At 58.9% G+C, this 15753-nt stretch carries 13 protein-coding genes; 3 read left to right on the forward strand and 10 right to left on the reverse strand.

What is annotated here, in order from left to right; translation table 11 throughout:
* Positions 1-142: 142 nt before the first annotated feature.
* The 4 genes from DWY05_RS08370 to DWY05_RS08385 all read right to left on the reverse strand — a co-directional run bounded on the left by DWY05_RS08370 (position 143) and on the right by DWY05_RS08385 (position 4938).
* A complete protein-coding gene (locus tag DWY05_RS08370) occupies positions 143-2218 on the reverse strand; it encodes a translation factor GTPase family protein (RefSeq protein WP_117821294.1) in 2076 nt (691 codons plus the stop codon).
* A 298-nt stretch (positions 2219-2516) separates the two neighbouring features.
* Complete coding sequence (locus DWY05_RS08375; RefSeq protein ID WP_117821295.1) at positions 2517-3281, reverse strand: amino acid ABC transporter ATP-binding protein; 765 nt, start codon at positions 3279-3281, stop codon at positions 2517-2519.
* Positions 3274-3927: an amino acid ABC transporter permease gene (locus tag DWY05_RS08380; protein WP_233504059.1), complete on the reverse strand. Its 654-nt coding sequence runs from the start codon at positions 3925-3927 to the stop codon at positions 3274-3276. The genes DWY05_RS08375 and DWY05_RS08380 overlap by 8 nt, the downstream gene beginning before the upstream one ends.
* A 150-nt stretch (positions 3928-4077) precedes the next feature.
* Positions 4078-4938, reverse strand: coding sequence for a transporter substrate-binding domain-containing protein (locus DWY05_RS08385; RefSeq protein ID WP_117821296.1), 861 nt, complete (start codon positions 4936-4938; stop codon positions 4078-4080).
* Positions 4939-5277: 339 nt separating this feature from the next.
* Between DWY05_RS08385 and rlmD the strand changes: the two genes are divergently transcribed.
* Positions 5278-6726, forward strand: a complete 1449-nt coding sequence (gene rlmD / locus DWY05_RS08390; protein WP_117821297.1) for a 23S rRNA (uracil(1939)-C(5))-methyltransferase RlmD — start codon at positions 5278-5280, stop codon at positions 6724-6726.
* Positions 6727-6793: 67 nt separating this feature from the next.
* Here rlmD and DWY05_RS08395 read toward each other — a convergent pair whose 3' ends face one another.
* From DWY05_RS08395 to tilS, 5 genes are all read right to left on the reverse strand, one after another.
* On the reverse strand, positions 6794-7615 hold the full coding sequence (locus tag DWY05_RS08395; protein WP_117821298.1) for a phosphatase: 822 nt from the start codon (positions 7613-7615) through the stop codon (positions 6794-6796).
* Positions 7616-7780: 165 nt separating this feature from the next.
* Positions 7781-8965 carry a pyridoxal phosphate-dependent aminotransferase gene (locus DWY05_RS08400; protein WP_117821299.1) on the reverse strand — a complete coding sequence of 395 codons (1185 nt, stop codon included), beginning with the start codon at positions 8963-8965 and terminating at the stop codon, positions 7781-7783.
* 189 nt (positions 8966-9154) lie between these two features.
* Positions 9155-11230, reverse strand: a complete 2076-nt coding sequence (gene ftsH / locus DWY05_RS08405; RefSeq protein ID WP_233504060.1) for an ATP-dependent zinc metalloprotease FtsH — start codon at positions 11228-11230, stop codon at positions 9155-9157.
* Positions 11231-11291: 61 nt separating this feature from the next.
* Positions 11292-11840, reverse strand: coding sequence for a hypoxanthine phosphoribosyltransferase (gene hpt, locus DWY05_RS08410; protein ID WP_022093938.1), 549 nt, complete (start codon positions 11838-11840; stop codon positions 11292-11294).
* A gap of 147 nt (positions 11841-11987) precedes the next feature.
* Positions 11988-13526 carry a tRNA lysidine(34) synthetase TilS gene (tilS, locus tag DWY05_RS08415; RefSeq protein WP_199409610.1) on the reverse strand — a complete coding sequence of 513 codons (1539 nt, stop codon included), beginning with the start codon at positions 13524-13526 and terminating at the stop codon, positions 11988-11990.
* 48 nt (positions 13527-13574) lie between these two features.
* Here tilS and DWY05_RS08420 point away from each other — a divergent pair, with 48 nt between their 5' ends.
* The gene (locus DWY05_RS08420; RefSeq protein WP_117821302.1) at positions 13575-14384 is read left to right on the forward strand and encodes an MBL fold metallo-hydrolase; all 810 of its coding nucleotides are present in this window, start codon (positions 13575-13577) and stop codon (positions 14382-14384) included.
* An 82-nt stretch (positions 14385-14466) separates the two neighbouring features.
* Here the strand turns inward: DWY05_RS08420 and DWY05_RS08425 are convergent, their stop codons facing one another.
* Positions 14467-14898, reverse strand: a complete 432-nt coding sequence (locus DWY05_RS08425) for an Hsp20/alpha crystallin family protein (RefSeq protein WP_040359532.1) — start codon at positions 14896-14898, stop codon at positions 14467-14469.
* Between the two features lie 277 nt (positions 14899-15175).
* Between DWY05_RS08425 and DWY05_RS08430 the strand changes: the two genes are divergently transcribed.
* Positions 15176-15643, forward strand: coding sequence for a hypothetical protein (locus DWY05_RS08430; RefSeq protein WP_117821303.1), 468 nt, complete (start codon positions 15176-15178; stop codon positions 15641-15643).
* Positions 15644-15753 lie beyond the last annotated feature (110 nt).

Consider the following 15753-nt stretch of genomic DNA (forward strand, 5'->3'; position numbering starts at 1 on the left):
GTTTATTCTAGCAAAGGAGGACTTTTTCTACTGCAACGGCACAAAAAGGTGCCCGCCCCACAGATGCTGGGGCGGGCACCTCGCCCGCCAAAAAAGCCGCCACAACGGAACTACCCCATCGCGGCGGTTTTTTATCGTCTAGTTACTTAGCGCGGCCCTCCTCATAGCGCTCGACCAGCTTGGCCTGAACGTCATAAGGCACCTGCTCATAGCCTGCGGGCTTCATGGTAAAGTCGCCCGTGCCGCGCGTGATAGAGCGCAGGCGCGTCGAGTAATCCGTCAGCTCGGCCAACGGGGCCTGGGCAATGACCACGGTATCGCCGCGCTCATCGGTCTCCATGCCCGTCACGCGACCGCGCGAGGCCGAGATGTCACCCATCACGGCACCGGCGTAGCTCTCGGGGATTGTCACCGTGATTTCCTCGATGGGCTCCAGCACCACCGGGTCGGCATCGGCGCATGCCTTGCGCAGGCCGATGCGAGCCGCCGCGCGGAACGCCATCTCGTTGGAGTCGACGCTGTGATACGAGCCGTCGTACACAGCCACGCGAATGCCCGTGAGCGGATAGCCGGCAATGATGCCGTCCTTCATGGTCTCCTGGACGCCCTTGTCCACGGCGGGAATCAGCGAGCGCAGAATGCGGCCGCCCACGACCTCGTCCACAAACTCATAGCCATCGCTCGTGCCGTCGGGCCCAATGAGCGGCTCCACGCGCAGCCAGCAGTCGCCGTACTGACCGGCGCCGCCGGTCTGCTTCTTATGGCGGCCCTGGGCACTTGCCGTACGGCGAATGGTCTCGCGATACGGAATGCGGATCGGCACACTCTTGGCAGCAACCTTGGTGCGATCCTCCAGACGGTTGAGCAGCACCGAAACCTGCGCCTCGCCAACGGCGGAGATAATGGTCTGGCCAGTCTCCTCGTCGCGGTCGATGCTCATGGTCGGGTCTGCCTTGCAGGCCTTCTCGATAAACGTGTAGAGCTTCTCTTCGTCCCCGCGATTCTCGGCCTCAATAGCGATGCGATACTGCGAGTTGGGGAACTTAAACGCCGCAGCCTCGACCTTGCCGGTAATGGAGAGCGTGTCACCCGTCTCGGCCGCCAACTTGGGCGCCACGATAATGTCGCCGGCATAGGCGTGACCGACCTCGGTCATATCGCGGCCGCACATCACATACAGGTGAGCCAGACGATCGCTCTTGCGGGTACGCGCGTTGATCAGCTCAAGGCCCGGCTCAAGCGTGCCCGTCAGCACCTTGATAAAGCTGATGCGACCCTGCTGCGGATCGGCCAGCGTCTTAAACACAAACGCCACCGGACGATCATCGTCACTCGAGATCTTAAGCGAATCGCCGTCGATAAGCGGCATCTCGCCGTAGTCGGTCGGCGCCGGGAAGTACGTGGCAATGTCGTCCATCAGCGAGTTGACGCCCTGCTCCTTAATGCAATCGCCCGCAAAGACCGGCACAAAGATGCGCTCGGCGATCGCCTTCGACAGCAGGCCTTCAAGCTCCTCCTGCGTCAGCGTCTCCTCGCCTTCCAGGTACTTCATCATCAGCTCATCGTCGGCCTCGGCCACCAACTCGCACAGATGGTCGTGAGCCTCCTCGGCCTGGACACGATACTCCTCGGGAATCTCCGACTCAACGGCTTCGGTGCCGTTGCAATGGCGCGCCTTCATGCGCACCAGGTCGATGATGCCGTCAAAGTCCTCGCCCTCGCCCCAGGGAAGGGTCACGGCGCCCAGGCGCGTGCCAAAGCGCTCCTGCAGCAGGTCCATTGTGGTCGCAAAGCTGGCCTCGGAGCGCGACAGGCGGTTTACGAATACCGCACGTGCCAGACGCAGGTCCTCGGCGGCATACCAGAGCTTAACCGTCGTAGGCTGCGGGCCGGCCTCGGCGTCAACCACAAACAGAGCCGTCTCGCAGACGCTCATCGCGGCAAAGGCGTCGCCGATAAAATCGGGGTAGCACGGGGCATCGAGCACATTGATGCGCGCGCCCTTCCAGTCGATCGGCGCGATGGTCGTCGAGATGGAGAATGCACGCTTGACCTCTTCGGGGTCATAGTCGAGCGTAGGCTTGGTGCCGTCGTGGCCGCCCAGACGGGCGGTCTTACCGGAAAGGTGGAGCATGGCCTCGGCGAGTGAAGTCTTGCCCACCCCGCCTTGGCCTACGAGCACCACGTTCCTTACGTTACCGGTCTTGGGAGCACCCATGATGACCTCCTTGCAGGGCCGCGCGCAATGCGCGACGCCAACGGGGAGAGTTCGCGGTCGGTGCCATCCCGGGAGCAGCATGGTCGGCAGCCGAGCCGACTCACCCTCCAAATGTCCTATGCCACCACCCTACCCTCACGGGCGGCTGTCCATGCATACCTTTCGGCGCACGTATGAATACAGGCGGCGAGAGGATGGGGGCGAGCAGGCGAGACGATTATTAAACCCCATCGATACAAATAAAAGCCGCCGCAGACCATAAGACCTGCGACGGCTTCATCTCAATATATAGTTGAGCCTACCCCTCGATACGGCTCAAGAACTCGCGGGTACGCTGCTCGCGTGGATGGTCGATGACCTGCTCGGCAGGACCTTCCTCGACAATACGGCCGCCGTCCATAAAGACCACGCGGTCGGCAACATCGCGCGCAAACTGCATCGCGTGGGTCACGATTACCATCGTCATATTCTGCGCTGCCAGGTCCTTAATGACACGCAGCACCTCGGCCGTCAGCTCGGGGTCGAGCGCCGAGGTCGGCTCGTCAAAGAATAGGATTTCCGGATCGAGCGCCAGGGCGCGGGCAATACTCACGCGCTGCTGCTGACCGCCCGAAAGCTCACATGGCACCTTGTTCTCGTTGCCCGTAAGCCCCATCTGCGCGATCAACTCGCGCGCACGAGCTTCCGCCTGCTCGCGCGGGCGCTTAAGCACGCGGATCGGCGCGTCGATGATGTTTTTCATCACGGTATAGTGCGGGAACAGGTTGTAATTTTGGAACACCAGGCCGAATCGCGAGCGTGCCCGCTTGGGCACATCGCCCTTCGCATAGACCGCGCCCGAACCCGCATCCGTCGCAACGGCAAGGTCACCAAACGAGAGCGAGCCTCCGTCGAGTGTCTCGAGCAGCGTGGCACACCGCAGCAGCGTGGACTTGCCGCCACCCGAAGGCCCGATAATCGCCACGACCTCGCCACGCTTGACCTCGAGCGAGATATCCTTGAGCACCTCATTGCCGCCAAACGCCTTGCGCGCGCTTTCGATTTTCATCACTGAGTTAGTCATGATAATAGTCCAGCTTCTTTTCGGCGGCGCCCAGCAGCATCTCGACCACAAAGTTAAAGATCCAGTAGATCAGCGCCGCGATCGCAAACGGCACCATGCTCACCTGCGAGGCGACCAGCGCCTTGGCCGTCGAGAACATCTCGCCCACACCAATGGCAAACGCCAGCGACGTGTCCTTGACCAACGTGATGATCTCATTGCCCATCGCCGGCAAAATGCGCTTGGCGACCTGCGGCATCACGATATACAGAAACGTCTGCAGACGCGAGTAGCCCAGCACCTCGGCAGCCTCGTATTGACCGCGCGGAATGGACTGCAGGCCCGAGCGATAGATCTCGGCAAAGTAACCGGCGTAGTTGATGATGAACGCCACGACGCACGCCGTCCACTTGGAATCGGGCGTGAGCGAAATGCCAAACACGTAGTACGGGGCAAAGTAGATGGCAAACATCTGCAGCATGAGCGGCGTGCCGCGCATCACCGAAATATAGATGCGCGCAATCCAGCGGAGCGGCGCGATTTTGCTCATGCGCATAAACGCCACGGGGATTCCCAGCGGAATCGACCCCAGCAGCGTCAGCACAAACAACTGCAAACTGACCAAGAATCCCTGGCCAAGCATCTGCATCATGACCTGAATAGACAACCTAAGCTCTCTTTCGCGACAACAGAACAGCAAACCCAATGCTTAAGCGGGTTTTCCAGGTGCTCGAGTTTGCCGTGAAAGAGGAGCGCCGCGTACTAAATGTACGCAAGCGACGGTTTGAACGGCAAAATCGGGTGCCTGGGAAAGCCGCTATTTGAGAACCCAGTTGTCGAAGGATAGACCGTAGCTCGCATACTTGTCGCACAGGTCCTCGACCGTACCGTCCTCATAGAGTGCCTTGAGCGACTCGGTCACGGCATCGGCCGACTTGGTGTCGCCCTTCTTAAAGCCGACGGCGTAGTGCTCGCTGGACAGCGGCTCATCAAGCTGCGTATAGGCATCGGGCTTGGCGGCAAGCTGATACTGGGCAATCGAAAGGTCGCAAGCCACGGCATCGACCGCGCCGCTCTCGAGCTGCATAAAGGCCGTGTTGTACTCGCCGATGGTGTCGAGCGTGGCGAACGTCGCGGCCAGATCCTTCTGGTCGCCCTCGAGCACATCCTGTGCGGCGGAATCGGTCTGGGTAATCACGGTCTTGCCGGCAAGATCGTCCCAGCTCTTGATACCCGCGTCCTTCTTGACCACGAGCACCTGCTCGTTGAGCATGTACGGCTCGGAGAACGTGTAGTCGTCCTCGCGACCCTCCATGGTAAAGCCGTTCCAGATGCAGTTGATGGCACCCGAGTTGAGCAGCGTATCCTTGGCATCCCAATCGATGGCCTCGTATTTGACCTCCCAGCCCTGCTTATCGGCAACGGCCTTGGCCAGATCAAGGTCAAAGCCCGTATATTCGCCGTCATCGCCCACAAAGCCGTACGGAGGATAGGACTTGTCAAAGCCCACCACGAGCTTTTTGGACTCGGCGGCGCCCTTCACGTCCTTTGCCGCGGCAGAGCCGGCAGCAGAGCCCTTAGCGGCCCCGCCGCCACAACCGACAAGACCAAGGCCGAGCACCGTGGCGAACGAGCCGGCTAGACCAACAAACTGACGACGAGACATATCGGTATTCATAGTATTCCCCCTTGATGGCACTTTAGTTAGGTAAAGTGAGTCATGTAACGTTCAGAATCATACACTTTAGTGAGATGGAGTACAAGGGAGGGCTTGCCCGCCGGGTGCCGGGGCAGGGGTTAAGTTTGCTGCTCTACAGTCCTGCTCACGACGGAGAGCACATTAAGTGCTCTCCTGTTCGTGCGGAACTCGCGACAAACTTAACCCCTGCCCCGGCACCCGGCGGGCAAACGTCGTTGGGCTTATCACTGACATGAAATGGGCGCTTGCATATCGTCCGCTAGCTTGGCACGGTACAATGCTTTCAGATTTCAATTTGTAAATTAGTGGGGTTAATTCATGGCAGAATCTCGTGCGGAGCGTAAGGCTCGTCGTGCTTTGATCGAGGCGGCTGAGGGGTCGGGGGGGAGAAAATCTTCTAAGAAATCCAAGTCGTCTCTGGATGCGAAGGGTAAGTCGGCCAAGGGCAAGGCTAAGGCCAAGCGTCCCGGCTCTCGTCGGAGCGGGGATAAGGCACCTCAAGCTCGTTCCAAGCATTCGCATAAAGATCCGGTTTCGTCTGCGCGTAAGGCTGTGGACCCCAAGTCTCCTTGTTCCATCATGAAAGCTTGCGGTGGGTGTACAGCGCTCAATCGTCCTTATAAGAAGCAGCTCGCCGCCAAGCAGGCTGCTATGGAGGAGCTTTTTGCTGCTCTTTGCGAGCGCGAGGGTATTAGCGTCGACTCCATTCGCGGTATGGGAGTCACCCTGGGCGACCCGGGCAAATATCCTGCGCCGCGTGGCTTTCGTCATAAGGCTGCCACTCCCTTTGCTCCCGGTAAGGAGGGCGCCATCCGTTGCGGTTTCTTTGAGCGCGGCACGCACAAGATCGTTGCCGTACCCGAATGCCCCGTCGAGGCACCGGGCGCCCGTCAGATTCTCAACGGCATCGCGCGTGAAGCTGAGCGCCTGCACATTCCCGCCTTTAACGAGGACAAGCATCTGGGCTTGCTCCGCTATGCCGTCGTCCGCTGCGGTTGGCGTACCGACCAGGTCATGGTCACGCTCGTAACCGCTCAGCGCGACTTGCCGCATGCGCAGGAGTTCTTTGAGGCTGTCGCCGCACTCAATCCGCACATCGTCACCGTCGCCCAAAACATCAACGGACGCCCCGGCAACGCCATCCTCGGCGAGGAAACCCGCATCGTGTATGGCGCCGAATGCATGCGCGACCAGCTGCTCGGCTGCGAGTTCGATATCTCCCCCACCGCGTTTTATCAGACCAACCCGCAACAGACCGAGCTGCTCTATCAGCTCGCTATCGACGGCATGGACCTGCAGCAGGGCAACATTCTTATGGACGCTTACTGCGGCAGCGGCACCATCGGTCTGTGCGCCGCGAAGGATGCCCAGGACAGAGGTGTCGGCATTATGCTGCTCGGCGTGGAGCGCAACCCGGCGGGCATTGCCGACGCACGTCGCAATGCCGAGCTCAACGGCCTCACCCGCAGCGCTTGGTTTATGGCCGACGACGCCACCGATTACATCCTGGACGCCGCCGATAACAACGAGCGCGTTGACGTTCTCTCCATCGACCCGCCGCGCGCCGGCTCCACCCCCGAGTTCCTCGAGGCCGCCTGCGCGCTCAAGCCGCGCCGCATCACCTATATCAGCTGCAACCCCGTGACCCAAGAGCGCGACCTGCACCAGCTCCTCGACGGAGGCTATCGCCTGCTCAAGATCACGCCGGTCGACATGTTCCCTCACACCGACCACACCGAAACCGTAGCGGTCCTCGAACGCCGCTAATCCACCGGCACAAGCGAGGGGGGCGGCCCAGGCGGGCCGCCCCCCTTCGCTTGGTTTATAAATTCCGCTACATCCCATTGCGCAGATCGCACACGCCGGCTGCCGCCATCTCGCGCAGCAGTGTCTCGCGATCGCGCGTCACGATCAGATCCAACGGGAAGTGAATCTCGTCGAGCATCTTGCGAGCGTAATCGAGCTTACCAATTGCCATGCCAATGTGCGCATCGGTCGAAACGCCAATGCCCACGCCCAGCTCGGCGCAGCGCTCGGCAATCTTGCGGCATACGGCCCAATGCTCAGTGTCGACACCGTGTTCAAAACTATGGTTGTTGATCTCGATAATCTTGTGCTTGGCCTTAGCTGCCAACAGCACCTCGTCGATATCGAACGGCACGCCCGAACGCCCCGTGTGACCCAGCATGAACACCTTGGGGTGCTCCAGGGCATTGATATACATCTCGGTCGTCTGGGCCAGCGTCGCGCCCTCAGCAATCTGCGGATTATGCACGCTCGCAACCAAATAATCCAAATTACGCGTAACCAAATCGAACAGCGAATGCTGACGGCTGTACGAATCGCCGGCAATATCGAGCGTGACAGGGGTGTCCTCGCCAAACAGGCTTCCGTCCAGCGAAACGATATCGGCCTCGGCACCACGCAGCACCAGCACGCCGCTCCAAATGCGCGGCCAGATATCCTGGTTGATAAAGAACTGGTAACTGCGCAGGTCATTGGGGCAAGCCGTAACCATAGAGCTCAAATGGTCGGCAGATCCGAGCACCTGCAGACCACGCTCTGCCGCCCAGTACACATTCTCCTCAATGGTCGAATATGCATGCGCAGAGAACATAGTATGGGTATGAATGTCACAAGAAAGCAGGTAGGGCATCAGGTCTCCTTATCTGGCACGGCCGTCGCTTATATTCATTGTACGCATAGCCTTCGATAGTCGTAAAACCACTCCATCCCAAAGACACAACGTCCATGACAACGGGGTCCGGCTTAACACCAAACCCCGTTTCACGTAAAACATTGTAGGCAGAGCGCTTTACTTTTAACGATACTCGTCCGCCAACTGTTTCCAAGCGGGTAGCGAATTGACAATCGTTTCGTAGCTCACGCAATAGCCCAGGCGGAACCAACCCGGCATACCAAAGCTGTCCGAGGGAACCGCAAGCAGCTCATACTTCTTTGCGCGCTCGCAAAACGCATTCGCATCGGGCTCGAGTGCCTTCACCCACAGGTAGAACGCGCCGTCCGGCTCAACATAGGTATAGCCGTAGTCCGTCAAAGCATCGGTGAGCGCCGTGCGGTTGCGGGCATAGGCCCCGACATCACTCGGCTCATCGATGCAATCAATGATCACGCGCTGGAAGAGTGCCGGTGCGCATACAAAACCCAGCGTACGGGCAGCACCCGCAACAGCCGGCATCAGACGGGCAGCCTGCGGATTGGTGTTGGGAACCAAGATCCACCCCACGCGCTCACCCGGCAGCGACAGCGACTTGGAATACGAGTAGCACACGATGGTGTGCTCGTAGATCGAGGGCACCCAAGGCACCTCGGCACCGTACACGATCTCGCGGTACGGCTCATCCGAGATGAGCATAATCGGATTCTCGGGATCGCGCTGAGCGTTGGCCTCGCGCAGAACATTGGCCAGTCGCGTCAGCGTGTCGCGCGTATATACGGCACCGGTCGGGTTGTTGGGCGAGTCGATAATGACGGCTGCCGTCTTGTCGGTGATCGCCTTGAGCACGTTGTCCACGCTCAGCTGGAGCGTGTCTTCATCGGCGAGCGCCTCAACACACGTACAGCCGGCCTTCTCAATCCAAACGCGATACTCCGGAAAGTACGGGGCGATAACAATAACCTCGTCACCCGGGTTCGTAACGGCGTTGAGCGTGCAGGTGAGCGAAGCCGCGGCACCCACCGTCATAAAGACGTCCTTACCCTCATAGTTCGTTCCAAAGCGGCGGTTGAGCGATTCGGCGACGGCTGCTCGACATTGCGGCAGGCCCGGAGCGGGGGTGTAGCCGTGCAACTGGTCGCTCGGCAGCCCCAAGGCCTTCTTAATGGACTCCGCCACGGCAGCTGGCGCCGGAACACTCGGGTTGCCCAGCGAAAAATCGAATACGTTTTCCGCACCGATCTGTGCCTTGCGCTCAAGACCATAGCTAAAGATCTCGCGGATGATGGAGCTTTCCGCACCGCGAGCATACATAGTTTCGTTAATCATCTGTTCCCCTTTCGCATAGGCGCTATTGTACGCTTTAGCCGAGCAAAGTGCCGCAGCAATGTTGATTGGGGACAGACTTAAATGCGTGAAAACGCTCATTTAAGTCTGTCCCCAATCAACAGACGGCCCCATATCGCTCAAAAGAAAAAGCCTCCGCAGGTTTCCCCGCGGAGGCTTTCGCCACAAAGACTATTTGTCGGCATCGGCATCGGCATCGACGACGGCATGGTCATCGTCAGTATCATCGGATGCGGCTTCGGCATCCTCCTGCATGGCCGCCTGCGCAAAGGCCGCGGCATCAGCCGCCAGCTCCTCCTCGCTCATACGAGGCGCGCGCTTCTTGGTCGGCATGCCGGCCGCCTTGGCATTGCGCTCCTCCTTGGCCGCCAGGATATCGCCCTCGCGCTCAAGGTAGGCATTCCACTCGTTGTCGAGCAGGGCGTTCACGGCGTCGCCTTCGACGGTCTCGCGCTCAAGCAGCACCTTCGCCATCAGATCGAGCTGATCGCGACGGGCATCCAAAATCTCGACCGCACGACGATGGGCTTCGCGCATGATGCGCTGAACCTCGATATCGATGCGGCGTGCCGTCTCCTCGGAGTAATCCTGGTGATCGGCGTAATCGCGACCAAGGAACACCTGATGTTGCGCCTCGCCAAACACTTGTGTGCCCAGCTCCTCGCTCATGCCCAGGCGCGTGACCATCTCGCGCGCCATCTTGGTTGCGCGCTCCAGATCGTTGCTCGCACCCGACGTAATGTCATCGCACATGAGCTCCTCGGCAACGCGACCGCCCAAGAACACGGCGAGCTCGTCGAGCATCTCGTTCTTGGTCTTGAGGAAATGGTCCTCCTGCGGAAGCTGCAGCGTGTAGCCCAGAGCCTGGCCGCGGCTGACGATCGAGATCTTGTGGACCGGATCGGAGTGCTCCAGGATGTGGCCCACCAGGGCATGACCGCTCTCGTGGTAGGCAATCGTGGTGCGCTCGGCCTCGGTCATCACGCGACCCTTGCGCTGCGGCCCGGCAATCACGCGCTCCATCGATTCCTCGACCTCGTCCATCGAGATCACGGAACGATGACGGCGAGCGGCCAGCAGCGCAGACTCGTTGAGCAGGTTCGCCAAATCGGCACCAGTAAAGCCAACGGTCATCTGGGCGAGCTTCTCAAACTTAACGTCCTCGTCCATCGGCTTGTTCTCGGCATGCACGCGCAAGATCTGCTCGCGGCCCTTCACATCCGGACGGTCGACCGTAACCTGACGGTCAAAACGGCCGGGACGCAGCAATGCCGGATCCAGGATGTCAGGACGGTTGGTCGCAGCGATCAGGATGACCGACTCGCTTTCCTCAAAGCCGTCCATCTCGACCAGCAGCTGGTTGAGCGTCTGCTCGCGCTCGTCGTGACCGCCGCCCAAGCCAGCTCCGCGCTGACGTCCCACGGCATCGATCTCATCGATGAAGATGATCGACGGGGCCTGGGACTTGGCCTCCTTAAAGAGGTCGCGCACACGGCTGGCGCCGACGCCTACGAACATCTCGACAAAGTCGGAACCCGAGATGCTAAAGAACGGCACGCCCGCCTCGCCGGCAACGGCCTTGGCCAGCAGCGTTTTACCGGTGCCCGGAGGGCCAACCAGCAACACGCCACGCGGGATCTTGGCGCCCAGTTTGCGATAGCGATCAGGATCGCTCAAAAAGTCACGGATCTCCTCGAGCTCCTCGACTGCCTCGTCCACGCCGGCAACGTCTTCAAACTTGACCTTGGGGCGTGTGGCCTCGTTGGTCTTGGCGTTGGTCTTGCCAAACTGCATGTTCCTGTTGTTGGCGCCCATCATCTGGCGCATAAAGTAGAACATGATGGCGATAAGGGCGATCGTCGGAAGCACACTCATCGCCAAGTCGCCCCAAAAATCGGGATCGTTGGTGTTGACGATGTACTTGGTATCGGGGTGCTCCGCCATGAGCTCGGCAAGCGAATCGGAGCCGACATAGGTCGAGGAGAAGCTCTTGAGCTCGCTCGTATCGCCCTTGTCCTTCTTCGTCTTCCAGTAATGACCCGTCACGCTTCCGTCTTGAACCGTATAGGTCAGATCTTCGACGCGATCCTGCTTGATGGCGCTGACCATCTCGCTCGTCGCGAGCTTAACGGTATTGCTGGAGCTGGCAAAGCCGGAGCCCATATTAAAGAAGGCATAGCCCAGAAGCGCGCAAGCCAAAAGAAAATACAGCCAGCCCGTACGCGTGGGCTTCTTGCCTCCGGGCATCCCCGGGATCTTTGGGTCCCGGGGAGTCTGGGAATTGTTGTCGTTACGGTCGTCGGGCATCTTACGAATAAACCTCCGGTTTCAAAATGCCCAGATACGGAAGGTTACGATAGCGCTCGGCATAGTCGAGGCCGTAGCCCACCACAAAGGCATCGGGGCAATGGGTTCCAACATACTTGGGCGTGATGGCCGAGACGCGGTCCTCAACGTCCTTCCACAGGAAGGCGGCGACCTCCAGAGAAGCGGGCTTGCGGCTCTCGAGGTTCTTCATCAGATACTTGAGCGTCAGGCCCGAGTCCAGAATGTCCTCGACGATCAGCACGTCGCGACCGCGGATGTCGATATCCAGGTCCTTAATGATACGCACGATACCCGAGGACTTCACACCGTCGCCATAGCTCGAAACAGCCATGAAATCGATGTTGGTCGGCAGCTCGATCTTACGCATCAGGTCGCCCATAAAGACCACGGCGCCGCGCAGGACCGCAATCAGCACCAGATCCTTACCCGCGTAGTCGCGAGTAATCTCCTCGCCCAAGCGAGAGACGATACCGTCGATATCCTCCTGCGTGAACAGAACCTTCTCGATATCCGGATGTTGAGAAGCCATGACAACCCTTTCTTGTGCTTATCGCCCACACACCGCCGTATGGACGCGAACTTCACATTCTAGCAGCGCACGGGGTATATTTTCCAGCCCGTACGCCATCAGCGCGGGAATACCGTCAACGTCGCACAGAATAGCTGGCGTGGGACGCTATTCCGCATCGACCACACGAAGCAGATATGCCACGCGCGTTGCGGCCGTGCACTTAAAACGCTCGTCCGCGCGAACTCCGGCGACCCACACCACGACACCCCCCGGCGCCGTCCTCACCATGGGCACGCCGGCGCGCTCGGAAACGGGAATGCGAGCCTCACCTAGCAAGTCGGATACTTTCTTGCTTCGACCACTCATCCCTAACGGGCACATCACGTCTCCCGGTGCAGGACCGTCCACCCACAGGCGCGCCAATCGCGCCTCGGCAGGGATCTCGCCACGCGAGCCCGCCAGGATCCGCTCACTATCGCTGTCGGCAAAACCCAGGGCAGCCGCGTCTACCAAAGCTGTCACTTCCCCGGCAGCTGCAAGCTCACGGGCGCGGCGCACGATATCGCATCCCGGCTCAACGGCCATCGGTTCTGTGACCAGCATACGTCCCCCGCCCAACGGCAAACGACCGGGTACGGTAACCCAGTCCGCGACCAGGCCCTCGCGAGCCGCCGGCGCCTTGAACGCCAGCATGCCAAACTCAATGCGTGCGTCAATCCCCGCCGGAAGCGTGACCGAGCCGGCGCCCTCGGCAACGCAGGAAAGGACTCGCTCCACATGTCGCATCTCTGGACGAGCGTCCGGATCGATGCGCTTAATCGCCAGTCGCACGATGCGCCGCGCGATTACCACCTCGGCCGCAGCAAGGCGCCTGGCATCGAGCACCAGCGCGCCCGCCGCCTCCTTACGCAGGCAGCTTCGAAACGCCTGTGCTGAAAGCTGAGACAAAAACGCGTCCTCATCGCCTAAGATCTCGCAGGCGGCGCCAATCGTCTTGCAGACGCTCGCGTTGCGCTGCGCCACCACCGGCATCACTCGATGGCGCACGTAGTTTCGCAGATACGAGATATCCTCATTGCTCTCGTCTTCACGCCACGGCTGACCATGTACCTGCAGATAGCCCACGAGCTCGCCATGAGTTAGGTCGAGCAAGGGACGCACCACGATATTCCTCCGGCGAGGAATGCTCGATAGGCCAGCGGGCCCCGAACCCTTAATCGCGTTCATCAAAAACGTTTCCGCGCGATCCGAAGACGTGTGCGCGGTGCAGATACGAGCCGCCGTTCGCGGTGCCCCCGTCTGGGCGCAGAGCTCGCGAACATACCTCCGCGCCGCGGCATAGCGCACCTCGCGGGCCGCGGCCTCAATATTGCCCGACTCCCCATCAAAATAAGCGTGCTCCACGCACAGCGGTAAACCATATTTCGCGCAAAGCTCACGCACAAAGGCCTCGTCGCCATCGGACGCCTTGCCGCGCAGATGATGGTTTACATGCAGCACATGCAGGCGCTCGCGAGCAATGGGGGCAACACCGCGTCCGTCTTGGATATCCAGCTTTGATGTGCACGCCATAAGAAGCAGCGCCGTCGAGTCCGCGCCGCCTGATACCATGAGCACGACAGGAGCAGCCTGCTGCCTCGTCCGGGTCTCATCGACTGCCCCAGGCACGGCATGGTGTCCATAATGCTGAGATACCGTAGGCATTTGCTTCCTCCTCTATTCGTCCGCACCCATTGTATCCTTTGGAATCTTATGTCTCGTCTGCACCTTCATATCCTCGGCAGTGGCTCTAAAGGCAACTGCGCACTCATCGAGGGCCCGCAGGGGCTCATTATGGTCGATGACGGGCTGTCTCGCCGCGAGACATTAAAGCGCATGGCAGAACTGGGGCTCTCGACAGACAACGTCTCGGCTCTTCTCATTACTCATGAGCATAGCGATCACATCAAGGGCCTCGATGTCTGGTGCAAGCACTGGCACGGCCCCCTCTTTGCCAGCAGGGGCACCCTTTCGAACAAAGAAAATCTTTCGCATCTGCCTGTCGAGGAATTCGATCCCGGCGACGCCCTATCCATTGCCGGCATTCACGTGCAAACCTACTCAACATCACACGATGTCATCAATCCAGTCGGTTATCGATTCGACGCCCTCGATGATTCCATCGGCTTTGCCACCGACACCGGAGAGCTATCGAGCCAAGCCATGAACGCCCTCAAAGATTGTCGAGTCCTCGCGCTCGAAAGCAACCATGATGTGACCATGCTGCGCGAGGGAGAATATCCCCGCTTTCTTCAGGAGCGCATCCTGTCTGCAAGGGGACACCTCTCCAATGGCCAAGCCGCCGAAGCCGCGCGCGAACTTGTTACCGATCGCACCGAACAGCTCATTGCCATGCATATCAGCCAAGATAACAATCGTCCGAGCCTTACCGTCAAAAGCTATGCCAAAGCTCTGGCCGCAACCCTGGATGACGAGGTCGGCAGCTCCGCAACCCTCCTCCAAGGATTGCGAAAACTCTCGATACGCCCTGCGAGTCAGTATCAGCCGGCAACCATTCAATAAACTGTCCTAGACAGCAAAAGGGGCCGAGAATCGCTTCCCAGCCCCTTTTGCTGTCTTTTAATAGCGCAGAACACCAACGAAGTTAGTCGATGGAGATCTTCGTAACGTTCTTCTTCTCGACGATCTTGGGAACCGTAACGGTCAGGATGCCGTCAGCGTACTTAGCCGAGAGACCCTCGCTCGAAGCGTCCTTTAGATACACGCCACGCGTCGCGCTGTACGAGCTGAACTCCTTCTGCAGGAAGTTCTTGCCCTCGTTCTCCTCGTCTTCCTCGACATTCACGCTAATGGACAGACGGCCCTCATTGAGCTCGACATCAATATCGTCCTTGGCGACGCCGGTCAGATAGGCCTTGACCTCATAGCCGTCGCCCTTATCCTCAACGTCAACGGGAAACGCCTTGGAAGCAATCGAGTTGTTTGCAAGGTCGGTCATATCATCAAACAGATCGAACAGCGAGCTAGCAGAAGGACGAACGCCAAAAACCGAACGATAAGGAACCATGCTTGCCATGTTTACCACTCCTTTTAAGGACTGCCGAGCCATCTTTTAGGTGACTGGGACTTCTTTTGACGCTCTTATATATGCCCAACCGCTTCTTATATATACATCGACTATAAAGTTTTTTGAGTCCTGTACTATAAGCATATCTAAGTGTGTATGACTCAGGTTTTAGTAAGATTAAGGTTCTTTGAACCAGAGCTATAATAACGAGTATGTTCGCAGCTACAAATAACAAGGGGCTTACAATGAGCGCGTACACGTTGTTGGTAACGAGCTAAAGGGCATCATGGACGACCAAAACCAGAACAAAATGTTTATGCCGACGCAGGGGGAAGATACTTCCACGCAGCCGCCACGGTTCCATCGCCCCCACATCTCACAAGAGCCCATTAATGATCCTGAGCCCGAGTATGTGACGAGAAATCGATATCAAACGCTCGAGGATGCCCAAACGGAACGTAAACATATGGGCGTCGCCTCGGGAGACCCTGTATATCTGAAAGACGCACCGTTATCAAAAAACAGCGCAGCTAGTGAGGAGCCACTGAAAGCATCCGCCGCTCATCAACAAAGAGGTCCTCGGCCAAAGCAAACCTTGACGCATTCGGCTCGCTATCTCGAAACGCCAAAACAGGGAAAATCAATCTTTGTTTCATCAAGTAAACGACACAAGCAGCATCGACTGACAATCCTGCTTTTGATCATTGTGGCCATAGCGGTTGCCCTTGTTATTCGATTTATCTTCTTTAAATAAAGGCTCAATACCAAAAACGATAAGATCGTCTGGTGTAATAGAGTCATTTACGCCCAATAAACGCAAAAAAGGGGGAGGCCGCGAGGCCTCCCCCTTCTTCAATCTCGATG

The sequence above is a fragment of the Collinsella sp. AF23-4AC genome, from assembly GCF_003462685.1.
Taxonomy (GTDB): Bacteria; Actinomycetota; Coriobacteriia; order Coriobacteriales; family Coriobacteriaceae; genus Collinsella.